Annotated in this window: 22 protein-coding genes and 1 tRNA gene; 7 read left to right on the top strand and 16 right to left on the bottom strand. The window is 54.5% G+C overall.

Going from position 1 to position 25,525, the window contains the following annotated elements:
- Positions 1-208: 208 nt before the first annotated feature.
- Positions 209-1,318: an AI-2E family transporter gene (locus ACMYSO_RS06790; protein WP_434669890.1), complete on the bottom strand. Its 1,110-nt coding sequence runs from the start codon at positions 1,316-1,318 to the stop codon at positions 209-211.
- 301 nt (positions 1,319-1,619) lie between these two features.
- Positions 1,620-1,696: transfer RNA gene (locus tag ACMYSO_RS06785), tRNA-Pro, on the bottom strand.
- 565 nt (positions 1,697-2,261) lie between these two features.
- Between ACMYSO_RS06785 and ACMYSO_RS06780 the strand changes: the two genes are divergently transcribed.
- The gene (locus ACMYSO_RS06780; RefSeq protein ID WP_434669889.1) at positions 2,262-2,861 is read left to right on the top strand and encodes a hypothetical protein; all 600 of its coding nucleotides are present in this window, start codon (positions 2,262-2,264) and stop codon (positions 2,859-2,861) included.
- Positions 2,862-3,017: 156 nt separating this feature from the next.
- Entirely contained in the window at positions 3,018-3,401 is a 384-nt protein-coding gene (locus ACMYSO_RS06775; protein ID WP_434669888.1) for a hypothetical protein, read from the top strand.
- Positions 3,402-3,842: 441 nt separating this feature from the next.
- On the opposite strand, the gene yejM is transcribed toward ACMYSO_RS06775, so the two are convergent.
- Both yejM and ACMYSO_RS06765 read right to left on the bottom strand, forming a co-directional pair.
- Positions 3,843-5,603, bottom strand: coding sequence for an LPS biosynthesis-modulating metalloenzyme YejM (yejM, locus tag ACMYSO_RS06770; protein ID WP_434669887.1), 1,761 nt, complete (start codon positions 5,601-5,603; stop codon positions 3,843-3,845).
- Between the two features lie 18 nt (positions 5,604-5,621).
- The gene (locus tag ACMYSO_RS06765; protein WP_015583825.1) at positions 5,622-5,849 is read right to left on the bottom strand and encodes a YejL family protein; all 228 of its coding nucleotides are present in this window, start codon (positions 5,847-5,849) and stop codon (positions 5,622-5,624) included.
- Positions 5,850-6,038: 189 nt separating this feature from the next.
- Between ACMYSO_RS06765 and yejK the strand changes: the two genes are divergently transcribed.
- Entirely contained in the window at positions 6,039-7,046 is a 1,008-nt protein-coding gene (yejK, locus tag ACMYSO_RS06760) for a nucleoid-associated protein YejK (protein ID WP_123755182.1), read from the top strand.
- A 52-nt stretch (positions 7,047-7,098) separates the two neighbouring features.
- Here yejK and ACMYSO_RS06755 read toward each other — a convergent pair whose 3' ends face one another.
- Positions 7,099-7,863 (bottom strand): DeoR/GlpR family DNA-binding transcription regulator, encoded by a 765-nt coding sequence (locus tag ACMYSO_RS06755; protein ID WP_434669885.1) that lies wholly within the window; start codon positions 7,861-7,863, stop codon positions 7,099-7,101.
- A gap of 81 nt (positions 7,864-7,944) precedes the next feature.
- Here ACMYSO_RS06755 and ACMYSO_RS06750 point away from each other — a divergent pair, with 81 nt between their 5' ends.
- Entirely contained in the window at positions 7,945-8,556 is a 612-nt protein-coding gene (locus ACMYSO_RS06750; RefSeq protein ID WP_434669884.1) for an NUDIX domain-containing protein, read from the top strand.
- 63 nt (positions 8,557-8,619) lie between these two features.
- On the opposite strand, the gene rplY is transcribed toward ACMYSO_RS06750, so the two are convergent.
- Positions 8,620-8,904, bottom strand: coding sequence for a 50S ribosomal protein L25 (gene rplY / locus ACMYSO_RS06745; RefSeq protein WP_434583816.1), 285 nt, complete (start codon positions 8,902-8,904; stop codon positions 8,620-8,622).
- Positions 8,905-9,041: 137 nt separating this feature from the next.
- A complete protein-coding gene (locus ACMYSO_RS06740; RefSeq protein WP_434669882.1) occupies positions 9,042-10,799 on the bottom strand; it encodes a DEAD/DEAH box helicase in 1,758 nt (585 codons plus the stop codon).
- 160 nt (positions 10,800-10,959) lie between these two features.
- Between ACMYSO_RS06740 and rsuA the strand changes: the two genes are divergently transcribed.
- From rsuA to ACMYSO_RS06725, 3 genes are all read left to right on the top strand, one after another.
- Positions 10,960-11,679, top strand: coding sequence for a 16S rRNA pseudouridine(516) synthase RsuA (gene rsuA / locus ACMYSO_RS06735; RefSeq protein ID WP_434583818.1), 720 nt, complete (start codon positions 10,960-10,962; stop codon positions 11,677-11,679).
- Positions 11,676-12,872 carry a Bcr/CflA family multidrug efflux MFS transporter gene (locus ACMYSO_RS06730; protein ID WP_434583820.1) on the top strand — a complete coding sequence of 399 codons (1,197 nt, stop codon included), beginning with the start codon at positions 11,676-11,678 and terminating at the stop codon, positions 12,870-12,872. Before rsuA ends, ACMYSO_RS06730 begins: the two co-directional genes overlap by 4 nt.
- A 343-nt stretch (positions 12,873-13,215) precedes the next feature.
- Entirely contained in the window at positions 13,216-13,560 is a 345-nt protein-coding gene (locus ACMYSO_RS06725; RefSeq protein WP_123755175.1) for a YejG family protein, read from the top strand.
- A 3-nt stretch (positions 13,561-13,563) separates the two neighbouring features.
- On the opposite strand, the gene yejF is transcribed toward ACMYSO_RS06725, so the two are convergent.
- From yejF to ACMYSO_RS06680, 9 genes are all read right to left on the bottom strand, one after another.
- The gene (gene yejF, locus ACMYSO_RS06720; RefSeq protein ID WP_434669881.1) at positions 13,564-15,153 is read right to left on the bottom strand and encodes a microcin C ABC transporter ATP-binding protein YejF; all 1,590 of its coding nucleotides are present in this window, start codon (positions 15,151-15,153) and stop codon (positions 13,564-13,566) included.
- Between the two features lies 1 nt (position 15,154).
- A complete protein-coding gene (locus ACMYSO_RS06715) occupies positions 15,155-16,180 on the bottom strand; it encodes a microcin C ABC transporter permease (protein ID WP_434669879.1) in 1,026 nt (341 codons plus the stop codon).
- Positions 16,180-17,274 (bottom strand): microcin C ABC transporter permease YejB, encoded by a 1,095-nt coding sequence (locus ACMYSO_RS06710; RefSeq protein ID WP_434669878.1) that lies wholly within the window; start codon positions 17,272-17,274, stop codon positions 16,180-16,182. Before ACMYSO_RS06710 ends, ACMYSO_RS06715 begins: the two co-directional genes overlap by 1 nt.
- 9 nt (positions 17,275-17,283) lie before the next feature.
- Complete coding sequence (locus tag ACMYSO_RS06705) at positions 17,284-19,089, bottom strand: extracellular solute-binding protein (protein ID WP_434669877.1); 1,806 nt, start codon at positions 19,087-19,089, stop codon at positions 17,284-17,286.
- A gap of 70 nt (positions 19,090-19,159) precedes the next feature.
- Entirely contained in the window at positions 19,160-20,722 is a 1,563-nt protein-coding gene (locus ACMYSO_RS06700; protein WP_434669876.1) for a cyclic di-GMP phosphodiesterase, read from the bottom strand.
- Positions 20,723-21,030: 308 nt separating this feature from the next.
- Positions 21,031-21,603 carry a bifunctional murein DD-endopeptidase/murein LD-carboxypeptidase gene (gene mepS, locus ACMYSO_RS06695; protein ID WP_123755169.1) on the bottom strand — a complete coding sequence of 191 codons (573 nt, stop codon included), beginning with the start codon at positions 21,601-21,603 and terminating at the stop codon, positions 21,031-21,033.
- Positions 21,604-22,028: 425 nt separating this feature from the next.
- Positions 22,029-22,736: a phosphatase PAP2 family protein gene (locus ACMYSO_RS06690; protein WP_434669875.1), complete on the bottom strand. Its 708-nt coding sequence runs from the start codon at positions 22,734-22,736 to the stop codon at positions 22,029-22,031.
- 42 nt (positions 22,737-22,778) lie between these two features.
- Complete coding sequence (locus ACMYSO_RS06685) at positions 22,779-23,756, bottom strand: CobW family GTP-binding protein (RefSeq protein ID WP_434669873.1); 978 nt, start codon at positions 23,754-23,756, stop codon at positions 22,779-22,781.
- Between the two features lie 121 nt (positions 23,757-23,877).
- Positions 23,878-25,344: a mannitol dehydrogenase family protein gene (locus ACMYSO_RS06680; RefSeq protein WP_434669871.1), complete on the bottom strand. Its 1,467-nt coding sequence runs from the start codon at positions 25,342-25,344 to the stop codon at positions 23,878-23,880.
- Between the last annotated feature and the right edge of the window lie 181 nt (positions 25,345-25,525).

Below are 25,525 nucleotides of genomic sequence, written 5' to 3'. Positions count from 1 at the left end.
CTTTATCATCGAGTTTTAACGGCAGAAGACTAGCACTCTTTTGCTGACTGGTAAGAATTATTTACCAATATTTTAATTTTACGTAGTTATATGTACTGATTTATAAGGCTGTTCTGAATGTAGTTTCTGTTGGTTGGCCAGGTATCCGATGTAATCTGCTGAACGCCGCTTTTAGGTTCACCGGGGGAGGCTAAACCTCCCCCCGAGATTACTCCTCCCGGCTGATTTTCCCTTCTTCGATAAACTCTTCATCAAGCTCATCGGTGTTGCCGGCATGCTCACGACCTGACAGCAGGTTCCAGCAGGCGATAAACAGGGCGGCGATCAGCGGGCCAATGACAAAACCATTAATACCATAAATTTCCATGCCGCCGAGGGTGGCTATCAGGATCAGGTAGTCCGGCATTTTAGTGTCTTTACCCACCAACAGCGGGCGCAGAATATTGTCGACCAGGCCGATGACAATCACGAAGAAACCGACAATGAAGAGGCCTTGCCAGAGCTGGTCGGTGGCGAACAGGAAGATGGCTGCGGGCACCCAGACGATGGCGGAGCCGACGGCCGGAATCAGTGACAGGAACGCCATGATCGCTCCCCACAAAATGCTGCCGTCGATACCCGCGACATAAAAAGCAAAACCGCCCAGGATGCCCTGAGCAAGCGCGACCGCGGCGGTTCCCTTGACGGTTGCCCGTGATACGGCGGCAAACTTGGCAAACAGATGATGCTTAACGTAGTTAGACAGCGGCAGCGCTTCAAGGATCGTCAGGACCAGATAGGGGCCATCTTTGAGCAGGAAAAACAGCAGGTACAGCATAATACCGAAGCTAATGGTAAAGCCGAAGGTCCCTTTACCAATCAAAAATGCGCTGCCGGCGAGATACTGCCCCCCTTTAAGGACGGCGTCGGAGAGTTGGCTCTGTATCTGCTGGGCGCTGTCGAGATTATGCTCAGAGAGGAAACTTCTGGCCCACCCAGGTAGATGAGCAATCAGGTTTGCCACGACGCTCGGAAACTGGGTGTCATTATGCTGAAGTTTGGTGTACACCACGTTCAGCTCGATCGCCAGCGAGGAGATGATGATCGCCAGCGGAGTAAAGACTATCAGGCAAATGATGGCGACGGTCAGCAACGATGCCAGACCGTTGCGTTCCCCGAGGCGGCTACGTATCTTGTTTTTTACCGGGTTGAAAATGACCGACAAGATCGCGGCCCATAAGATAGCCGAGTAATAAGGTGAGAGAACATCAAAAAAGGCGAGGCTAACCACAAGCAAAATCAGGATAAAAAATCCTTTCGTAAGCCCATTTACTCTCATAGTAATCATCCATATGGCAGGCAAGTACGAGGAATAATAGAAGTTATTCCTCGATTTACAATCGGTAAAGTCGCCATTTCTTCGCCACCAGCCAGAAGACGACGGGTCTGCGGGCATCATCGGTATCAGGACAGGGCACCGGCGGTGAATATCTGGGCGATAGTTATCTGGCCAATAGGATGAAAAGTTTGAAAACTCAAAAAGGCAGGAAATTACTTGTCTGTCGTGCGTGAGTAAAGCAGAGCACAGATAAAGAAAAAGGGCTAACCTTTCGATTAACCCTTTGACTTATCTGAGAATTTGGTCGGCACGAGAGGATTTGAACCTCCGACCCCCGACACCCCATGACGGTGCGCTACCAGGCTGCGCTACGTGCCGACGCGATATCTACAGATTGATGCTATAAAGCAGGAGCTATCCTAGTGTGCTTATGCTTGCCAGTCAACAGCATACGACCAGTCGGTGGTTTAATTGCTTATCTAATGAGCTATTTGCTATGGCAACGCAATCGTCGGTTCACCTTCGTTTTGGCGGCAGGTTATCCAGGCTTCTGGTGGTGGGCTTACCGCAGTTTTTACCGCCTGTACCCAGGAGATATCTGAAATAATTAACGGCAAAAATAAAGTGTTCTTATGAGCTAGTCCGTGATGATGTTTGCCATCTGATTTTCTTTCTTATCTTCGTCATTGGCAGGTAGAAATCGATTACTTTCGCGTGTTTTTTATTAATTCATCTTTGTATTTACGTTTCTTTACAGTGTTAATTCTCATATTGATGTCAATTAAAGCCCTGTTAACAGCCGCCATTTTACGATCGTAGGTTGCGGCATGATAAAAATATAATGATTTGATATATAACTATATATTTATAATTCATATCTTTTCTCTGCTCATTAATACGGATGAAATAGTTTCGCCAGAATGACCATTTCTTAAGGCTGTTTATGTCAAGAAATGTCAGTGGGGTTTACAAATGCCGGTGCTGTCAGCATGATTCAATGAGTCGGGCGGGTGTAGTACAAAAACCAACCGAAAAACAGGTAGCACAAGTACAGGCACATCAGCTTTCCCATGATTTTATCGTCAGTTTGTCTGCCAGCCCGGGTTTAACGTCATCGCGTTCTGCTGGGCCAGAGAGACATATTGAGCGTCAGTATCAATGGTTGTTCGAGGTTACAAACATGTTTATTCCAGTGTGGGGTATGTATACCGTTAGCATGCTTATATTTTTAATGTTTTGTGGTTTATATCATGGAGGTAAAAAGGAAGTTATTTTAAAGGCGAAGTATCACCATGCCGAACGAACGTTTTCCGATATCGCCCTGAATTTGTTTTCATTGGAACACGATCTTGAAAGGTATGTTGCCACAATCAAAAACTATGATCGTGAGTTACATAAATATGTTTCACAAGTTGATTGTATGTGGCGCGCTTCATCTTATGAGGAACTGAAAGAAAACTTCGATGCCCAGCTGAAAAAACAGTGGGAATCATTACATCGTAGTCTGCAGTATGCGCATCAAATCGCTGAGAAAAATTCATAGTCGTGCTGCCAGAACATATATTTAACGGTGCGAAGGTGCCTGAAACATTCTGTTTTTAGCCACTCACACGCAATTGCACCGGGTAATACACCATTACATGCGGCAGTGTCGAGATAATAACGATAATTTTTAAATGAAACGCAAAGGGTAAATGTCATGAAAAAGAAAATTCATTTGGTCCTCGCGACGGCGGTGCTGGCGACGGCTTTCCAGGCGTCGGCGATCTCTGAGCATTACCGCCAGCAACTGGCCCGTAGCGGATGCACCCAGGTGACCGACGGCAACGGCTGCGACATCCATAAGAGCAAAGCCGAGAACGCCAGCGCGAGTCATCACCCGACTGATGCCGTGAACAGTCGCTCGCTTAAACAGACCTTACCGGGTAAGTCGGTGGCACAGGCGACCCGGATGCTTAAAAGCACCGGCTGGCGCCCGTCCGATGAAAATGCGTTAACGTTTTGGAACGAATCGCAACAGAAAACGCTGCGTATGACCGTGGATCCTAAAACCGATACCGTTACGGGCATCAGCGTGAAATAACCCACGGCATCGCGGTATATTACGTTTCTCTATCACTGTGATTTATCGCCACGCGATAATGCGATGATTGAATAATCATCCTGGATAACGGCCATGATTCTTATCCGCTTGCTAGCAAGCAGGGGTCAATGTACTGGCTGATTATCTGGTGATGAGGGAGTCACACTTATTATTACATTTTGGCTATATGGCTGCATCGCTATTATTTTCTATGCAGGTTGGTTATCCCACGCGCTGTTCAGGAAGTATTCTTTTTATATTGCTGGCAAGCGGCGGCGAACATCTTGCAAAGATAAGAATAGTCATCGGGGGAGGGCGTAAGCTTACCTTTTGCTTTTTGGCGAGGTGCGGAAAACGCTGGGAACTATTTTGGCGGTTATTTATTTCCCTTCCCCGGCGGGATAATCACCGGGGAAGGGGCGGTTAATACGCAATGCTTACTCAGTTAGCGATGAAGCGTTTTTCATCGGTGAGTATCTGCAGCAGCAGGCTGAGCTGCGGCTTACGGTTGTCAATCTTCTTACCGTCGCTGTTCCAGGTGCTGTAGGTACCGTTGTGGTTCAATACTACGGTGACGTCGTTCGAGGTGACGGCCAGTGTCTCACTGTTGGCGGCCGTGACCCAGGCACGACGACGTGCCGGGCTAAAGAGGTCTTCACCCTGTGAATACTCATTGGCCGGCGTGGAGACGTGCAGCAGGCGCTGCATCAGCGTTGTCATCACATCTTTATTGTCGGTCAACGTCGCAATGCTCTGCGCCGGAATGCCCGGCCAATGGATCACCAGCGGTACCTGCAACTGTTCCCGCGACCAGTCAAACTGACCGTGCTGTGGGTTCAGCGGCATACCGTGGCCAGCGGTGATGATCACCACCGTATCGTCCAGTTTTCCGCTCTCGCGCAGGGTGCTTAACACCCGGCCAATCTGGCTATCAACATCGCCGGCGGCACGGCTGTAGCGACGCACAAAGTTTTGCTGCTGGCTATTTTCAAGGGTCGTACCATTCAGCGAAATCCATGAGAACCAGCGATTCTCATCCTGGGCATAGCGGTTCAGCCAGCCAATCCACTGATTTGCCGTCTGCTCATCACTTTGGGTTTTAGCGACCGGCAGGGAGAAATCAGACAGCAGCGCCTGGCGGTAAAGCGGGCTGCTGAAGCCATCAGAGGAGAACAATCCAAGCTGATAACCTTGTTGGTTAAGGGCGGTAATCAACGCCGCCGGGATGCGGGCCGACAGTACGCCATCCATATAGCCCGGCGAGATCCCATAGAACAGACCAAAAATACCGTTATCGGTGGTATTGCCGGAGCTCATATGCTGCGTGAAATTGACGCTCTCTTTGGCGAAACTGGCCAGTTCCGGCATGTTTTTCTCATACCGTGAGTAGTTCAGGTTATCGACGGTAATCAGCAGAACGTTATAGCCGGCGCCGAGGTCGCGATAGCGCAGGCTGCTCAGCGGGTATTCGACGGAAACCGCTTCCGGCGCCCCTTGCTCGACCAGACGCCGCTGGTAATCCTGGGCATCAAGCAGACCGTGTTTCTCAAGGAAACGACGGGCCGTCATCGGATAGGAGAGCGGCAGGTTGGCCCGTTGCATGGTGATCGGGCGATAGAAGTTAGCATCCGCCCAGATATAAATCAGGTGGCTGCTGATAAATGAAATAAAGAACAGCCAGGCGACAGGCCGGGCATAGCGACGGCGGCGCGTCAGGCTGCGTAGCTTCTGCCAGCTCCAGGTCGCAAACAGCATCTCGAGCAAGAAGATAATGGGCACGCTAATAAACATCAGCTGCCAGTCGCGCGCCATCTCATTCTGGTCGGGGTTAATGACCAGTTCCCAGACAATAGGGTTAAGATGCAGGTGGAAACGGGTGAAGACTTCGCTGTCGATCAGCAACAGCGTCATACCGATGGTCGCCAGAATGGCCGACAGGAAGCGCATTAATCGCTGAGAGACGACGATAAAGGTCAGCGGGAAGAGAATCAGTACATAGCTGGTGAAAACCAGAAAACTGAAGTGACCAACGAGGCTGACGTAGGAGAAAATACGTCCGCCCAGCGTCGTTGGCCAGTCGGCGACAAAAAGATAGCGGCTGCCGAGCACCATGGCCAACAACATGTTGAACAAGGCGAACCAGTGCCCCCAGCTGACCATCTGGGAGATTTTTTCTCGGTAGGGCTGACGGTGAGTCACCATATCAGTTGTTGGTTATCCTTAGTGCGCCGGGTCGTCGTTAATTGAAGACTGCAGAGCCTGAGCAAATGAGCGGGCGATAGCCTGACGTTGCGCTGGCGCGACGCTACTATTGATCAGGTTGGTCACCATATTACCTAGCACCATCAGTGAAAGGTCAACGGGGGCTTTATGTGTTTCCAGCACATTGGTCAGCTCACTGAGCAGCTGTTCAACGTGTTCATCACTATAGCGGGATAATTGCGGCATAAATTCGAAATCTGTTTGTTCGTGAAAGGGCAACATATTACCGTAGCAGCAGCTTTTTTTCCGCATTTTTTCGCCACGGCGCAAAAGGGCGCAGGATCGCGAGTCTCTGGCTGTCGAAGAGTCACGCGGCGGTTGCGTCGTCGTCCCGGCGGTGGTTGAATACCGGCCGGTCTAAAAGGAGAGTTTAACATGAGTCTGGATATCGACCAGATTGCCCTGCATCAGTTAATCAAGCGTGATGAACAAAACCTCGAGCTGGTGCTGCGTGATTCATTGCTGGAGCCCAACGCGACGGTCGTGGAAATGATGGCCGAGCTGCACCGCGTCTACAGCGCTAAAAATAAGGCCTATGGCCTGTTTAACGAAGAGAGTGAACTGGCGCAAGCCCTTCGCCTGCAGCGTCAGGGTGAAGAAGCGTTTCTGCCGTTCAGCCGTGCGGCAACCGGTCGTCTGCGTGACGAGCTGGCGAAATATCCCTTCGCAGAAGGTGGTATCGTGCTGTTCTGCCAGTACCGTTATCTGGCGGTAGAGTATCTGCTGGTGGCGGTGCTGAATAACTTAAGCAGCATGCGCGTCAACGAAGATCTGGATATCAGCTCCACCCATTATCTGGACATTAACCATGCCGATATCGTGGCGCGTATCGATTTAACCGAATGGGAAACCAATCCGGAATCGACCCGCTACCTGACCTTCCTGAAGGGCCGGGTCGGGCGCAAAGTGGCCGATTTCTTTATGGATTTCCTCGGTGCCAGCGAGGGGCTTAATGCCAAGGCCCAGAACCGCGGGCTGCTGCAGGCGATTGATGATTTCGCCTCCGATGCGCAGCTCGACAAGTCCGAGCGGCAGAACGTGCGCCAGCAGGTCTACACCTACTGCAACGAACAGCTGCAGGCGGGTGAAGAGATTGAGCTGGAGTCTTTATCGAAAGAGCTTGCCGGCGTCAGCGAGAAAACCTTCCAGGAATTTACCGCGGAACAAGGGTATGAGCTGGAAGAGAGCTTCCCGGCGGATCGCAGCACGCTGCGCCAGTTAACCAAGTTTGCCGGCAGCGGCGGCGGGTTAACGATCAACTTCGATGCCATGCTGCTGGGCGAGCGAGTGTTCTGGGATCCGGCAACGGACACCCTGACCATCAAAGGCACGCCGCCAAACCTGCGCGATCAGCTGCAGCGCCGGACCTCCGGCGGTAACTGACCGTAACCAGCCCCGGCCAGCGGCCGGGGTTGCTCACCTGCTTATCCTCTTTCTATTCCGTGCCTGCATGGATCGTGGCGATCCCGTGCTCGGTGAGCTGCGTCTGTAATGCCTCATCTGGCGGGCTGTCGACAATCAGCGTACTCGCCAGGGTCAACTCGCCAATCGCGAAGGCGGATGCTGAATTGAGCTTTTCCTGTGACGCCATCACGATAGTCTCCGCCGCCCGTGCCGCCAGCGCTCGCTTGATGCCGGCCTCTTCATAATCGCCGGTGGTGAAACCGGCACGGTGATGCACGCCGGTCACCCCCATGAAAAACAGATCGGCGTTTATGCGCGCGATACCTTCCAGCGCGCTGGCGCCTACGGTCACCACCGAATGTTTAAACAGTCTCCCGCCGATAAGAATTACCTCGATCAGCGGTCTGTCGACCAGCGCGACGGCAATCCCAGGGCTGTGGGTCACGATAGTGCAGGCTAAATCCGCAGGCAGATAGTTGACCATGTATCCGGTGGTAGTGCCACCATCGAGGATCACCACCTGACCCGGCTGGATCAGTGACGCCGCCTGCCGGGCAATGGCCTGCTTTGAGGCTGTTTGCACGTTTCTTCTTGTTTCAATTGGGGCAATCGCGGCGGAAACCGGCAGAGCACCACCGTGAACCCGCTGCAGCTTACCCTCAGCCGCCAGTTCGCGTAAGTCCCGTCGGATAGAGTCTTCTGAGACATTAAAACGTTGGCTTAACTCGCCGGACATCACCTGTTTCTCGGCGTTGAGGATCTGCAAAATCTGCTGTTTTCGTTGGCTGGCAAGCATGTTTTGTCCTGCATGTTTGATCTTGTTTGTGCGTTATTTTGCATGTTATGGTGCTGACTGTCACCTCATCAGGGGAAAAAAATGCAAAGTGAGATACCGCAGGTTCGTCATGTTCAGGAAACGCTGCTGTCCGATAACTGGTACACGCTAAAAAAATATACCTTTGAATTGCTGCGGCGGGATGGCCGTTGGCAGGAGCAAAGCCGTGAAGCCTACGATCGCGGCAATGGCGCAGTGATCCTGCTTTATAACCGGGCGAAGCAGACGGTGGTGCTGATCCGCCAGTTCCGCTTTCCGGTATGGATTAACGGCCACGATGGCTTGCTGATCGAGGCGGCCGCCGGGCTGCTGGATAATGCCTCACCAGAAGATCGCATTATCGCTGAAGCGCAAGAGGAGACCGGTTTTCGCGTCACGCGGATCGAGCCGGTGTTTACCGCCTACATGAGCCCGGGCTCGGTCACCGAGAAGCTCTTTTTTTTCATTGCCGAATACACGGCAGACGATCGCTGCGGCGAAGGGGGAGGGTTGGCGGCGGAAGGGGAAGATATCGAAGTGCTGGAATGGCCGTTAGACCAGGCGTTACAGGCGATCCGCGATGGCATTATCGTGGATGCGAAAACCATCATGCTGCTGCAACATCTGGCGCTGAATGCCGGAATATTGCTGGCAGTGGAGCAGGGTAATACGTGATAAAACAAAACGCCCCGGACCTTGCGGACCGGGGCGTTTGCCACTCAACTTAATTGTCGGCGATTAAGCGCGAACGAAGTCGATGTGAGTCAGTTTCGGCTTGAACGGGTGACGCTGAACAGCCTGAACTTTTACTTTTTCTTCTTTGCCATCGATAACGATGGTCAGAACTTCACCGTAGAACTCAGCTTTGCTCTGAACGTTCCACACTTTGTCCTGGTCCAGCTCGATTGCTACCGGAGTAGCTTCGCCGCCATAAATGATGGCCGGGAATTTGTTAGCTGCACGCAGGCGGCGGCTCGCACCCTTACCCTGCTCTTTACGTACTTCTGCGTCGATAGTAAACATTGATGTCTCTCTATATTTAAATCCTGCTACAGGCGACCCAGCAGCAGGCAGATGATCTGCTTTGCGAATGCAAAAGCGGGCGGCATTATATCCACCTATGGCGCTAACGGCAATGAAAACCTCAGTCGCGAAGCGGATTAGCGCAGTTCGCCGGCCCGGCGGAAACGGCCCTGATAGTCGAAGACTTTTTCCCGTACCTGCCAGTATTGCCCTTTCATGCGGGCGACCACGAAGTCCGGATGGCGCAGCAGCGGCTGCTGGGCGAGAATATCGGCAGGCGTTATCCAGCGCAGCGGAATACCAGGCGTGCGGGTATGCGGGCGGATAAACAGCTGCTCAAACGCGGTACGCTGGGCCGGCGTTTGCAGGCGGAAGCGTTCGCTGACGTCGGCGCCGTCTTCATCGTAATAGGTGATTTTCAGCCACGGACCTTTGTCGTCGGCGCCGTGCTGCAGGTCCATACCGCTACAGCGTAAGACCAGCGCGTCTTTAAGCTTCAGCGCCGCCTTCAGCATATCGTCGGGATCCACCAGGATCGTGTCGCACTCGCGGCAGCGGCGGGCGGCAATATCATTCTCCGCATTACACTGTGGGCAGTTTTTAAAGCGAAAGCGAAAATCACACTGCTCACGATGGCCTTCATCATCGTCAAACCAACCCTGGCAGCGACGGCCAAAATGTTCGATTAGCGTACCGTCGGCGGTGGTTTTTCCCCAGAAAGTATTGGCGAAACCGCAGGCCGGGCAGAAGACCTGCACCGGAACGTTATCGCTTTTGCCTTTTGGCGTGCCGACTTCCGGTGCGTAGAGGTCATGGGGGTTTCCGGCATAATCGAGGATGAGACAGTCGGTTTTACCCGGAGCCAGGCGCAGCCCACGGCCAACAATCTGCTGATACAGGCTCACCGATTCGGTAGGGCGCAGAATGGCGATCAGATCGACATGCGGTGCATCAAACCCGGTGGTGAGGACCGCCACGTTGACCAGATAGCGGTACTCCTGCGCCTTAAACGCCTCGATAATGCGATCGCGCTGCTGGCCCGGCGTCTCACCGGTAATCAGCTCCGCTTCACCAGCGGGCAGCAGGCCGGTAATTTCCCGCGCATGTTCGACGGTGGAGGCGAAAATCATCACCCCTTTACGCGTTTGGGCAAACTCCACGATCTGGCTGATAATGTGCGGCGTAATGCGCTGCTGTTTTTTTAGCTCCAGGTTGAGGTCTGCTTCACTAAACAGACCGTTACTCTGCGGTAGCAGGCGGCTGAAATCATACTGCACCACCGGCATATCCAGGCGTTCCGGGGGCGTCAGAAAACCGTGCTTTATCATGTAGCGCAGCGGCAGTTCGTAGATACAGTCGCGAAACAGCGCCTTTTTGTCACCGCGCACCATGCCATGATAATGAAACTGGTAGATCCAGCCTTTGCCGAGCCGGAACGGCGTGGCGGTTAGCCCGAGCAGGCGCAGCTGCGGATTGACCTGCTGCAAATGGCTGATAATTTGCTGATACTGGCTGTCATCGTCATCGCTGATGCGGTGGCATTCATCGACAATCAGCAGGGAAAATTCACTCTGAAAGCTATCGAGATTGCGTGCTACCGATTGCACGCTGCCGAAGACCACTTTGCCGCGACTCTCTTTACGTTTCAGTCCGGCGGCAAAAATATCCGCCTCCAGCCCGAGGGCGCAATACTTGGCGTGGTTTTGCGCCACCAGCTCTTTAACGTGCGCCAGCACCAATACGCGCCCCCGCGCAAGGCGTGCCAGTTCGGCGATAACCAGGCTTTTGCCGGCGCCGGTTGGCAGGACGATGGCGGCAGGTTCATGGTGGCGACGAAACCAGGCTAGCGTGGCGTCGACCGCCTCTTTTTGATAGGGGCGTAGTGTAAAAGTCATGGTGTTTCGGGCATTAATCAGTTGGCAAAGAGGAGTCGCCGACAGTATGCCACGAATTTTTTCCCTTGAGTGGCGTTAAGAGCCCGTTATACTAGCCAGTGAATTTCTTCTTTTTCGGGCGTTTGCCCGCTCCAGCATTATTACAGGCTAAAAAAATCTCATGCGACTTGATAAGTTTATCGCTCAGCAACTTGGCGTCAGTCGGGCTATTGCCGGGCGTGAAATCCGCAGCAGCCGCGTTCTTGTGGATGGCGAGATCGTCAAAGATGCGTCGTTCAAGCTCCTGCCGGAGCACGACGTGGAATTTGACGGTAACACCCTGACTCAGCAGAACGGCCCGCGCTACTTTATGCTCAACAAGCCGCAGGGATACGTCTGCTCCACGGATGACCCCGATCATCCTACGGTCCTCTATTTCCTCGATGTTCCGGTGGCGTACAAGCTGCATGCCGCAGGCCGACTGGATATCGATACTACCGGGCTGGTGCTGATGACCGACGACGGGCAGTGGTCCCATCGCATTACTTCTCCGCGTCATCACTGCGAGAAAACCTATCTGGTGCAGCTGGAAAACCCGGTGGATGATCAGACGGCGGAGCAGTTTGCCCACGGCGTTCAGTTGCACAATGAAAAAAGCCTGACCAAGCCGGCGGTCCTGGAAGTGCTGACGCCAACGGAAGTCCGCTTGACGATTAGTGAAGGGCGTTATCATCAAGTGAAAAGAATGTTCGCGGCGGTGGGTAACCGCGTGATCGGTCTACATCGTGAACGTATTGGTGACATTATGCTGGATGAGGATCTGGAACCAGGCGAATATCGCCCGTTGACGGAAGCCGAGATCGCCAGCGTGGGCCTCCCACAAACACGGAGTAAAGCGTGACGGCAAAGCAGAATTCTTCACTGGGGATTGTGTTTATTCTTGGCCTGCTGGCCATGTTGATGCCACTGTCTATTGATATGTATCTCCCGGCGTTGCCGGTGATATCAGCACAGTTTAACGTGCCGGACGGCAGTGCGCAGATGACGCTCAGTACCTATATTCTGGGCTTCGCGCTAGGCCAGCTACTGTACGGTCCGATGGCAGACAGCATCGGCCGTAAGCCGGTGATCCTCGGGGGAACGCTGATTTTTGCCGCAGCGGCGGTGGCCTGTGCATTATCACAGACCATCGAAATGTTGATTACCATGCGCTTTTTCCACGGCCTGGCGGCCGCGGCGGCGAGCGTGGTGATCAACGCCCTGATGCGTGACATCTACCCGAAAGAAGAGTTTTCGCGAATGATGTCATTCGTCATGCTGGTGACAACGATTGCACCGCTGGTGGCGCCGATGGTGGGTGGCGCCGTGCTGGTGTGGTTCAGCTGGCATGCTATTTTCTGGATCCTCGCCGTGGCGGCGCTGCTGGCCTCTGCGATGATCGCCTTTTTCATCAGCGAAACGCTGCCGGTTGAACGGCGGCAAAAGTTTCGTCTACGCACCACGCTGGGTAATTTCGCCACCTTGTTCCGCCATAAACGGGTGTTGAGCTATATGCTGGCGAGCGGCTTCAGTTTTGCCGGGATGTTCTCGTTCCTCAGCGCCGGTCCGTTTGTGTACATCAATATTAACCACGTTTCGCCGCAGCACTTTGGTTACTATTTTGCCCTGAATATCGTCTTCCTGTTCATCATGACCATTATTAACAGCCGTTTTGTCCGGCGGGTCGGGGCGGTGAATATGTTCCGGGCCGGGCTGTGGATCCAGTTTTTGATGGCTGTCTGGATGGTGGTCTGCGCGCTGCTCGGGGTTGGCTTCTGGGCGCTGGTGCTGGGCGTTGCGGCGTTTGTCGGCTGCGTATCGATGGTTTCATCTAACGCCATGGCGGTGATTCTCGATGAGTTTCCGCATATGGCGGGTACCGCCTCTTCGCTGGCCGGGACCTTCCGTTTTGGTATCGGGGCAATTATGGGGGCGCTGCTGTCGATGGCGACCTTTACCACCGCCTGGCCAATGCTCATTTCCATCGCGTTTTGCGCCAGCTGCTCCATCCTGTTCTATCTCTACGCCAGCCGGCGGAGAAAAACTGCTCATTAGTATTTCTTAACATTCCTTCCAGAAGGGGCGATTTCCGCCCCTTTTTTGATGCACATCAATCACGATGAGCTTCATTCTTCTGTAATTTGTTTCTTTTATGTAAAATCAATTAGTGTAAAAAGTCGCATTGTTGCGATAAAAAAGTTGTTTTAGATCACAGAAACGGGTACATATAGCCCCGATCTGTTTCCGCAGCGAAACTATAAAGTTCTGGATTATAAGTCGTTAGCCCTGGCGTGATGCAGGTGTAAACGTTTTCCAGGCGGATGCAGGACTATTTGTCAACAATGTGTTAAGATTGATGTAAATTTATTGTGAAGCATTTTGCTTCCGGGGAAACTAAGTGAATACACAGCAACTCTCTATCGTACACCGTCTGCCGCAGAGCTATCGTTGGCTCGCCGGTTTTGCGGGTTCAAGAGTTGAACCGATTCCGCAAAACGGCGCGCAGAGCGAAAACAGCCTCGTCGCGTTGAAGCTGCTCAGCCCGGATGGCGAGAAGGCATGGCCGGTTATGCATAAGCTCAGCCAGGCGCTCAGTGATATCGAAGTCGATTGTTCCATCGTAGAGTGTGAAGGTGAGCCGTGCCTGTTTGTGAATCTGCAGGACGAGTTTGCGGCAACCTGTCGGCTGAAAAATTTCGGCGTGGCGATCGCGGAACCTTTCTCTGGTAACAACCCATTCTGACCGTCAGCCCAGCGCCAGAAGCTGGCGGGTATACGCCTGCTGCGGAGCAGTAAACACGCGTTCGCACTCTCCTTGCTCGACAACCTCCCCATGCCTGAGCACCATCACCTGATGACATAACGTCCGCACGACGCGCAAATCGTGGCTGATAAAAATATAGGCCAGCCGGTGCTTTTGCTGTAATGCTTTCAGCAAGGCCAGAATTTGCGCTTGTACGGTCTTGTCCAGTGATGAGGTCGGTTCATCCAGCACGATAAGCTGGGGTTTCACAATCAGCGCCCGGGCAATAGCAATACGCTGACGCTGGCCGCCGGAAAACTCGGCGGGGTAGCGAAAACGCGTGAGAGGATCGAGCCCGACCTCCTGCATCGCCTGTACCACCGCCTGCTCACGCGCGTTGGCGCTTAACGTTGGCTGGTGGACGCGCAGTCCTTCCTCAATAATCTGTAATATGTTCAACCGGGGATTCAGCGATGAGTTAGGGTCCTGGAAGACGATCTGCATTCGCCGACGTAACGGCAGCATCTGCCGCCGAGTGCGCCCCTGTAAGGTCTCACCCGCGAAAACGATACTTCCTTCGGAGGCTATCAGACGCAGCAGCGCCAGGCCGGTGGTGCTTTTCCCTGAGCCGGATTCACCCACCAGTCCGAGCGTCTCTCCAGCCCGCAGCTGGAAGTTGAGTGCGTTAACTACCCGGTTATGATCGACCACCCGACGCAGGAGCCCTTTGCGCACCGGGAACGCGACGCTCAGATCGTTGGCCTGAAGCAGAAGCGGCGCGTCGGCGGACAGCGGTACCGGACGACCGGAAGGTTCGCTGTCCAGCAGACGCTGGGTATACGGATGCGCAGGGGCGGCAAACAGGCTGGGGCAGTCGTTCTGTTCGACGCAGCGCCCGTGCTGCATCACCGCGACGCGGTCGGCCAGCTGACGGACAATGCTTAAGTTATGGGTAATAAACAGCAGGCCCATATTGAGTTCGTTTTTCAGCTCACGCAGCAGCTGCAGAATTTGCGCCTGCACTGACACGTCCAGCGCGGTGGTTGGCTCGTCGGCAATCAACAGCTCCGGGCGGGTAAGCAGCGCCATGGCAATCATCACCCGCTGGCGTTCGCCGCCGGAAAGCTGATGCGGGTAGTCGGCCAGCCGACGCAGAGGCTGGCGGATCCCCACTCGCTCGAGACAACTGAGGATCTCTCCCCGGGCCGCTTCTTTACGCATCCCGCGATGCAGAGACAGCACTTCATAGAGCTGTTTTTCCAGGGTGTGCAGCGGATTGAGCGACACCATCGGCTCCTGGAAAATCATCGCAATACGGTTGCCACGGACCTGACTCAGGGTACGTTCATCGGCGTGCAGCAGCGATTGCCCGTGAAAGCGAATGTCACCCCCAGGATAGCTGACCGGTGGAGCGGGAAGCAGACGCAGCACCGACAAGGCGGAGACACTTTTACCGGAGCCGGATTCGCCGACCAGCGCCAGGGTTTCACCGGCGGCAATCTGTAGCGAGAGGTCGCTGACGACAACGTTGGTGTTCCCTTGTTGGTGAAAGGCGATAGACAGGTGGTCGATCTCTAACAACGGCTGGGTCATGTTATACCGCCTTACCGGGATCGAAGGCGTCGCGGACGGCTTCACCAATGAAAATTAATAACGTTAATAGCACCGCCACCGATAGAAACGCGGCGATGCCCAGCCACGGCGCTTGCAGATTGTTTTTGCCTTGCAGCAGCAGTTCCCCCAGCGAAGGCGAGCCCAACGGCAGGCCGAAGCCGAGAAAATCCAGCGACGTCAGGGTGGTGATGGAGCTGCACAGGATAAACGGCAGGAAGGTCAGGGTCGCCACCAGCGCGTTGGGCAGCATGTGGCGCCAGATGATATGGCGATCGCTGACCCCCAGCGCCTGGGCGGCACGGATGTAGTCATAGTTGCGGGTACGCAGAAACTCTGCGCGCACGACGCCAACCAGCGTCATCCAGCCAAACAGTACGGTAATGGCCAGCAGCCACCAAAAGCCCGGCTGTACCACACTGGAGAGTAAAATAATCAGGAACAGGGTTGGCATCCCCGACCACACTTCAATAAATCGCTGCCCCCAAAGGTCTATTTTTCCGCCGTAGTAGCCCTGTATCGCGCCTGCCAGCACCCCCAGCACGCTGGAGAATAAGGTCAGCATCAGGCCGAACAGCAACGAGATCCGCGTGCCGTATAAAATCCTGGCCAGCACATCGCCACCGTTGGCATCGGTCCCCAGCCAGTTGCGTGCGGAAGGCGGTGAAGGGAAGGGGGCATCGGTAGCGAAGTTGATGGTGGTAGCGCCAAAATGGACCGGCGCCCAGAGGACCCAGCCGTTGTCATGCAACTGGCGTTGCAGCCACGGGTCCTGATAGTCAGCGGCGGTGGCGAAAGGGCCGCCAAAGGTGGTTTCGCTGTAATTTTTGAGAGCCGGTACGTACAGGCTGCCGCGATACTGCACCAGCAGGGGGCGGTCGTTGGCAATCAGCTCCGCGCAGAGGCTACAGACAAACAGCAATAAAAACAGCCACAGCGAGACGTAGCCGCGACGATGCTGGCGAAAGCGCGCCCAGCGGGCCTGATTAGCAGGAGTCAGAAAGGACATCAGCGGCCCTCAAAATCAATGCGGGGATCGACCAGCGTATAGCAGATATCGCTGACAATATTCAGCAGCAGGCCGATGAGCGTAAATATGTACAGCGTCCCGAACATCACCGGATAATCACGGGAGACGGTCGCTTCGTAGCCCAGCAGCCCCAGACCATTGAGGGAGAACATTACCTCAATCAGCAGCGAGCCGGTAAAGAACATACTGATAAACATCGCCGGGAAGCCGGCTATCACCAGCAGCATGGCGTTGCGGAACACGTGGCCCCATAGAATGCGCTTCTCGCTGACCCCTTTGGCCCGGGCGGTGACGACATACTGCTTGCGGATCTCATCCAGAAAACTGTTTTTGGTCAGCATGGTCAGCGCCGCAAAACCGCCGATGACCGTTGCCAGCACCGGCAGCGTAATATGCCACAGATAATCGAGGATCTTCTGGTACCACGACAGGCTGTCGAAGTTGGCCGACACCAGCCCGCGCAGCGGGAAGAGATCGAAATAACTGCCGCCGGCGAAGACCACGATCAGCACAATGGCGAACAGAAACGCCGGGATGGCATAGCCAATTATCATCAGGGTGCTGCTCCAGATATCGAAGCGGCTGCCGTTATGTACCGCTTTACGGATCCCTAGCGGGATCGACACCAGATAGATAATCAGCGTGCTCCACAGGCCGAGGGTGATGGAGACCGGCAGGCTGTTTTTAATCAGCTGTAAAACCGATGCGCTGCGAAACAGGCTGTCGCCAAAATCAAAACGCAGATAATCACCGAGCATTTTCAGGTAGCGCTCGTGGAGCGGTTTATCGAAGCCGTAGCGGCGGGTGATTTCGGCAATCACCTCCGGGTCCAGGCCGCGTCCGCCGCGATAATGCCCCTCGCTGATATTGCTGACGCCGGTGCGCGCATGGCTGGCGGTCATGCCGCTTTCTCCGGCCCCCGGTAAGCCGCCGTGATTACCAAATTCGATAGCGGCAATAGCTTGATCGACCGGGCCGCCGGGGGCGATTTGCACAATAAAAAAGTTGATCGTGATGATCGCCCATAGGGTGGGGACAATCAGCAGTAACCGGCGGATCAGGTATGCGCCCATCGTGATTTCTTACCGTCTGTCCGCGGGCAGTTTTGCCGCTTTGTTGTCGTCATACCACCAGCTATCAAACCCTGATGAGTAAACAGGCCGAGTCTGCGGGAACGAGAACTTATTCCAGTAGGTCGTCCTGTCCTGCGCCATATACCACATCGGCAGCATGTAATAGTTCCAGGTAAGCACCCGGTCCAGCGCACGTCCCAGCGGCAGCAGCTTCTGCTTATTACCCTGCCAGCGGATGATCTGCGCAATCAGCTGGTCCACTTGCGGGCTCTGAACTCCCGGGGCGTTGTAGCTGGAGTGAATATACGATGAATCCCAGGAAATTTGCAGGTCGGTGCCGGGCCAGGGCGTCGCGCGCCAGACGTTAGGCATCATGTCGTAATCGCGGCTGCGTCGACGGTTAGTGTACTGCGAATTATCAACCTGGCGAATATCCATGGTGATCCCCAGGCGCTGGAGGTTATGCCGGAACGGCAGCACCCAGCGGTCGTTGCTGCCGGAGGAGAGCAGCAGTTCGAAGCGCAGCGGTTTACCGGTGACCACATTGACCCGCCGCTGGTTTTTCACGACCCATCCGGCCTGGTTCAGCAGGGCATCCGCCTGCAGCAGGTTGGCCCGGTCGAACCCATCGCCGCTGGAGCGCGGTGGTTGGTAAACGGTGGTGAAGACCTCCGGCGGCAACGCTTTTTTCATCGGCGTCAGCAGGGCAAGCTCTTCGGCGTCAGGCAGCCGACGGGCCGCGTATTCGGTATTCTGGAAGTAGCTGTCGCTGCGGCTGTAGGCACTATAAAACAATGCCTTGTTCATCCATTCGAAATCGAAGGCGAGGGTCACCGCCTGGCGAACCCGGCGGTCGCTGAAGACCGGGCGCTGGATATTAAACGCCAGCCATTGGGTATCCTGCGCCGAGGTATTCTGGTAGGTATCTTTGACGATATAGCCCTGGGTAAAGTTGCGCCCGACGTAACGGGTGGCCCAGTTTCTGGCGACGGCCTCTTCGCGACGGTCGACGGCTCCGGCCTTAAAGGCCTCAAAAGCGACGTTGTCGTCGAGATAATAGTCATAGCGTAGAGTGTCAAAATTCCAGCGCCCGCGGTTCACCGGGAGATCGGCCGCCCAGTAGTCTTTGACCCGCGAGTAGACGATGTATTGCCCCATCCGCCAGTCGGTAATGCGGTACGGGCCGCTGGCGAGCGGCGGCGTGGAGAGCGGATCGCTGAGCTTATGCTGACGCCAGAACGCCTCCGGCATCACCGGCAGGGTCAGCAGGCCGAGCATGTTTTCTTTTCCGGGCTGCCCGAGCGTGATGCGCACGGTGCGCGGGGCAATTGCCTCGACGGTCGTCCCCTTGTAGAACAAGCGAAACTGCGGCACCCCTTCGGTCATAAATTTGTGGAAGGTAAAGGCGACATCGCTGGCGGTGATTGGGCTGCCATCATGAAAACGGGCGCGGGGATTGAGGATGACCTCCATCCACGAGAAATCATCGGCGTAGCGGGCGCGTTCTGCAATGAGCGGGTAATAGCTGCCGGGTTCGTCGTCGGAAGTGGTGAACAGCGTATCGTAAAGGGCCTCGGTGCGAACACCTGGGTTACCGCGTAGCGCGTAGCGGTTGAAATTGTCGAAGGTGCCGATAGCGGCATTGACGATAGTCCCTCCCTTCGGTGCCGCGGGGTTAGCGTAATCAAAGTGGCTAAAATCGTCGCGGTACTTCGGTTCACCAATGATCGAGAGCGTGCGGCTCTCTTGAATAGTTTGCGCCTGGCTGTTCAGGCTCAGCAGGGTCAGGAATACCAGGCAGACGCGGACAAACATAACCAGATTCTTATCCTTTGTGAGCAGGCCTGATGGTGGCCTGCCTGCAGAGTGGCATCATAAGGGAAGGCTAGCGGTTGGCAAAATATTTTGCCGGTTCGTCATGCGCTTCCAGCAGCATTTCCAGCGAGATCGGGCGGCTCAGCCAGTAGCCTTGCAGGTAGTGAACCCCCTGCTTGCGGAGCCACTCGGCTTGTTCAGGCGTTTCGACCCCTTCAGCCACGGTCAGGAGCTTCAGGCGCCTGCTCAGGGTCAGGACGGCGTCCAGCACCGGCGAGGTGACGGTTTCGGTCCCGATAGCCTGCACAAAACCACGGTCGATTTTCAGGTAGTCAAAGTTATAACGCTCAAGATAGATCAGCGCGCTGTGCCCGGTACCAAAGTCATCGATCGCAATTTCAAAGCCCTGCTCATGGAGCCAGTCAAAGATCGCCAGCGATTTGTTTTTATCGATCATCGCCCGTTCGGTAATTTCGAGCACCACATTGAAGTGGTTGGCGGGCATGGCGGCGGCAAACTGGCGGATATCGTCCTGAAAACCATCGGCATGGAGGTGGGCAGGGGAGATATTAAGCCCAAGCTTAGTGCCTGCCGGCAGGATCGTTTTCAGCGTTGGCGCATCACGGGCGATCAATGAGAACAGATGATGGGTGAGCGGGACGATCATTTGCTGGGTTTCGGCGAGGTTAATAAATACGTCCGGAGGGATCTCTCCGCCTATAGGATGTCGCCAGCGCATCAGCACTTCGACGCCGCTGATATGCAGGGTATCGGCTTTTACCACCGGCTGGTAAACAATGTAAAACTGGTTTTTGTTAATCGCCGTCTGTAGCTCTTTTCGTGGGTCGGAGCGCAACGTGAGAATGTAGTAACCAATCAGCCCCGCCAGCAGGCCGCTAACCATCCCCAGCAGGAGGGAGAACTGCATATTCTCCGACAGCCAGCTGTTGGCATAGAGATAGACCTTCAGCGGCAGGCCTTTAATTTCCAACTGGCGAATGGGTTGCGTTGACATGGTCTGCGGGTCAACGAGGCGGTTGTTAAAGGTGGTCAGGGCAAGATTATTCACGACCAGTGCAATACCGCTGAAATCATCCTGGCGGGCGGTATAGAGAAAATAGGGTAGCAGATTGGTATTGACGGAGACGAATACGCCATCCTTTCCGCCGTGCGGGCTACGTATCCACAGAGCCAGAGCGGCACTTTTCGGCATCATGGGCGTCCCAGGCAGGAGCTGCATGTCGACCGCTTTACTGAGGTCCAGTCTGGGAATAAGCTGCGTCAGCGGTGTGTCCATCGGCCCGGTGGCGGAAGAACAGAAGGCCCTGCCATCTTTGACCAGCAGAAAAGCGCGAACGTTTGGGCTGAAGGCCGCCTTGGCGGTCAACCCGGAGGCGATATTTTCACAGTTCTGGTCAACCAGCGGCTGCAGCTCGACCATGGTCTTGTTGAGGTCGTGAAAATAACTCGTCAGAAAGACGCTGATGTTATCGATGACGCTGTCAAAGCGCTCAGATCGACTGTGGTAGATCGCCATAAACTGGATACTACCGACGAGCAGGGCGGCGATGATTCCAATGAGTATGCTGGTCAGCCAGATATTCCGTCGGGGCGATAGATAACGGGTAAGCATAGCCTGTAGTCTGTCCGTGTTAATAAGTTACGCTAATGGGTGATATACCCGTCATACTTCAAGTTACCTGGGTGTTGGCTGCACCCGCGCACCCCAGTCACTTACCTGAGTAGGCTCCTGGGGGTTTACGGCCTTGCCGCCGACAAGCAACTCAAATTATTTTGGGTATACAACATGCTTTTTCTATCGTCACTAAATAGAGATAGCCTATATTGCGGCGTTTACAGGTAAATGGGCAAAAAAAAACACTGCCACAGCAGTGTTTTTTTATCTGAACGTCAGCCAAGGGTAACTGACGGCAGAAGAGATTACGAGCGGCTCAGAACTCGACGCGCTTCGTTATAGCGCTTTTTCCAGTAAGGTTCGTTCATGCTGGAGATGGTCACACCGCTGCTGGTGGAAGCATGTACGAACTGATCGTTACCGATATAAATACCCACATGACGACCCGTAGACCCTGCGCGGAACAGCACTAAATCACCGGTGCGCAGCTGAGAACGAGAAATCGACTTGCCGGAATCTTGCTGCTCAGAGGTTGAGCGCGGCAGTTCCAGGCCAAATTGTTCGCGGAAGGTACGCTGTACGAATGCGGAACAATCAATACCCTTACGGGTGCTGCCACCGAGGCGGTAACGCACGCCTTTCCAGCTGGCATACTGGTCCATCAACTTGGTCTTAACGTTCAAGTTGCTGACCAGCTTTTCAAATTCATCCTGAGAGGCTTGCAGTGATGATAAATCGCCACTACCCACAGCATGCGTCTCAGAATGCATATTCTTCGCGGTACTACTTGTCGAACTACAGGCAGAAAGCAACACTGCCACTGCTATTGCGGGAACCACCCGCAAGATATATCTCAAAATCGGCTGAGATTTGACCATGTTGTTTGTTTTCCCTTGTTGTCCTTAACGACAATGTCGTTATAAAAAATGCCAAACGTGTTAGAGCCTAAATACCTGCCAGCAATGAGACAATTCCTTAAATCCAAATTTGTGGGATAACGCACAAATTTAATTTTGAGCCAGAATATGTTGCTGAAAAGGCAAAACGAGAACGAGATTACCCTATCAAACGGGGGATGGCGAGTGGTTTTGCGCGATTTCTTATAAGAATTTTTGCGTCTAAAAGTGAATCATCGGGAAAGCGCAAAATAGCGTCAATAGTGGGTAAAAAATATGCAATTACTTCATTTGTAAGATGATTAATGTGACACGAAGATGACAAGACCGACAAGAAATGGCGAAAGCCGATAAGGGGACCGAGAACGATCCCTTATGGATAATATTAATAATTTGTAACGGTCGGGTTAATTTTCACCCTTTTTACCCGGCAGCGAGCGATCAAACCAGCCCACCAGAATATCGCTTAATGGCGTCAACAGAACCCAGGGGGCGCCAATCAGCAGGGCAGTTAATGAGCCCACGGCAATATCGGTAAACCAGTGGGCGCCAATCATCACCCGCGGGAAGGCGAAAATAACAAAAATAGCGAGTGCAATCGCCAGTGCCCGGCGGCCAAAATAGCGCCACATAAAGGCGGCGAATATCAGCAGCATCATTCCGTGGTCACCGGGGAAGCTGTCTTTTGAGGCGTCTTTGGTTGGGAAAGAGACGACATCGCTGACTTTCACAATTCCGCTGAACGACAGGGAAGGGCTGGCGCGTTTAACCGGCATCAAATGCTGCGCCAGCTGATTAATAATCACTGCGGAAAGCAGCATCACCAGGCCAATAATAACGATCCGGCGGCGCCCGGCGCTCTGTTCTTTCAGCCAGAAGCTGAGCATCAGGCAGCCCATTGCCAGCAGCGAGCAGCCATCGAAGGCGCGGTTATTGATGATCGCCAGCAGCCAGGCCCAGGCGTGGTTTGTCCCCACACTCTGGTTAAAGAAGTGGAAGATCGCGGAGTCCAGCGGAAACCAGAAACCATGATTCGCAGGCAGATACCACGATAAAAACAGGGTGAAACCGGCGGCGTTAAGCAGCAGGATCAGGGGTAATCGATTTTTTAACATAACGGTCGCGATTTGTGTAAAACGGCGGAAAACATACCCGCCTTAACTTAAACGAAGTTTCAACAAAGAGGCTTGCAACGTGTTCCAGTCGGCCTCGGAAGCGCTAATGAGCTCAATTCGGCTATCCGGCGGCGCCACGTTTTGGGTCTCAATATGCAGGTCAAGCCCCTGGCGATTGATACGGACCAGGCCTTCCGCAATGCGCAACACGCCCTTCACGCGTTCAACCGGCGCCAGACGTGCCCACTCCAGCAGCCCAATAGTATCAAAGGTGGTATCGGCATCAAAAATCCAGCCGCAGGCCTGATAGCCCTGGCCGCTGTTGAGGCTGCGCCGCCAGCGCTGGTGGGCGGGCAGGCTGAGTGCGCCGAGGCCCTTTGCGGAGCCGTGACTGTGCGCATGTTCGGCGCTGGTTGGCAGCGGGGCAACATTACGTCGAGCGTGGTCGAGCAGTGCCGGGTCGATGTTGCCTTGCGTCGCCGCGACATACAGACGTTCACCGGCATGTTCCTGCCACCAGGCCTGAAAGGCCTGCTCGCTGTCTGCCGTTATGCGGTCCGTTTTATTGCTGATAATGATATCAGCAGCGGCAAGCTGATCGCGGAAGTTATCGTTCGCCATCACTTTGCTGTCCAACAGCTGGCGTGGGTCCAGCACGCACAGTGTGGCGCGCAGATCGATCCACGGTTCGTAGACGGCGGCGGTGAGGATATCGAGAATTTGTTTCGGGTGTCCGAGCCCGGTAGGTTCAATCAGCAGGCGATCCGGTTTCCCCTGGCGCAGCAGGGTGTTCAGCCCAACCTGCATCGGCAGGCCGTTGACGCAGCACATGCAGCCACCGGGGATCTCTTTGAGTAGCGCACCGCTTTCGGCCAGTAAGGCCCCATCGATGCCCACTTCGCCAAACTCATTAACCAGCACGGCCCATTTTTCATCTGCAGGCTTATGGGCCAGCAGATGAAGAATCGAGGTCGTCTTACCGCTGCCGAGAAACCCCGTGATCAAGTTTGTTTTGGTCACATTTTCTCCAGGATACAAATGTAATGTTGTAACAGTTGCGACTATCCTGACGAAAAAATGACGAAAAGAGAAGAGGAAGCGCGGGCAGAAAAAAATTCTGCCCGCTAAACAGCAGAAATTGTTAAATCTGTACCACCGTAGCGATGGCCTGGCGAGCGCCAGAGATCGACAGCTGATGCCAGGCGGCAGTAATGTCTGCGACAAATTGCGCATTGCGCGGCAGGTCGCGGCCAAAGATCTCTTCCAGCGAGAGCAGCGCGCTAACACGATCCTCTTCACGACTGCCGGCGACCAGAGCCTGAATCTTCTCAGATAGCGGGTCACGCACATCAATAGCCTGACCGGCATCGTCCACGCCGCTGACGTAACGCATCCAGCCGGCGACACCAAGCGCCAGTAACGGCCACTGACTGCCACGCTCGAGGTGCACGCGAATGCCGTCCAGCATGCGCTGTGGAAGCTTCTGGCTGCCGTCCATTGCGATTTGCCAGGTGCGATGTTTGAGCGCCGGGTTAGCAAAACGGGCGATCAGGCTGTCGGCATAGGCCGTCAGGTCGACGTTCTCGATGGTCAGCGTCGGCGCCTGTTCATCAAGCATTAAGCGGCGAGCGGCGGTGCGCAGGACTTCATCCTGCATACAGTCGCTGATATGCGCATGCCCTGCCAGGTAGCCAAGATAAGCCAGGAACGAATGGCTACCGTTGAGCATCCGTAGTTTCATCTGTTCCCACGGCAGCACATTGTCGGTCATCTGCACGCCGGCGGTTTCCCACGCCGGGCGACCGGCAACGAAGTTGTCTTCGACGACCCACTGAATAAACGGCTCACAGCTGATGGCGCAAGGGTCTTCAACCCCCAGCGCGGCGCGGATTTCAGCCAGCGACTCGTCGGTAGCGGCAGGCACGATACGGTCCACCATGGTGCCGGGGAAGCTGACGTGCCCGGCAATCCACTGTGCCAGTTCCGGGCTGCGCTTTTGCGCCATGCCGAGGACGGCATTTTTAACGACGTGCCCGTTATCAGGAATGTTATCGCAGGAGAGAACCGTAAACGGCGCCAGGCCCCGTTCACGACGGCGTGACAGCGCTTCGACCAGAATGCCCGGGACCGACTGCGGCAGCGTCGGGTTTTCCAAATCGTGAATAATCCGCGGCTGTGTCAGATCCAGTGAACCGGTGGCAGGGTCAATGCAGTAACCTTTCTCGGTGATGGTCAGTGAGACGATAGCAACCTGCGGCTCGCAGAATTTCTCAATAATGGCAGGCAGCGAATCTAGTTTGGCGTTCAGGCACTCGTGAACTGCGCCCACGACAATGGGCTGATTGCCTGCGGCCCCTTTTTCCAGCACGGTGAACAGGTGGTCCTGCTGGCGAAGCTGGCTCATTATCTTATCGCCGCTGAACAGACTAATTTCACAGATCCCCCAGTCTCCGCCGCCGGCGTTGAGTACCCGATCCGTTAACAGGGCCTGGTGTGCGCGGTGAAAGGCGCCAAAACCAAAGTGCACAATACGCGAACGCAGCTGACTGCGATCATACTGAGGGAGTTGCACGTTTTCTGGCAGCGTAGCTGTCGCAATAGTCGTCATTCTTTATACACCTGATTAACCAATGATTAACAAGGTCAGTGTAAAGTTATATGACAACAAATTAAATTGGTAAGCCGTATTTATCCGCTTAGTGTGAGCTTGATCAATCAATACAGCGGGATTCATTGATCCTTTACGATAAGCCTGTATGGTAGTCGTCATTGATGTTGAGGTTATTGGT

This window comes from Klebsiella sp. B345, from assembly GCF_051131735.1.
Classification (GTDB): domain Bacteria; phylum Pseudomonadota; class Gammaproteobacteria; order Enterobacterales; family Enterobacteriaceae; genus Klebsiella.
The sequence above is the reverse complement of the archived record's forward strand: the minus strand, read 5'-3'. Positions and strand labels throughout refer to the sequence as shown.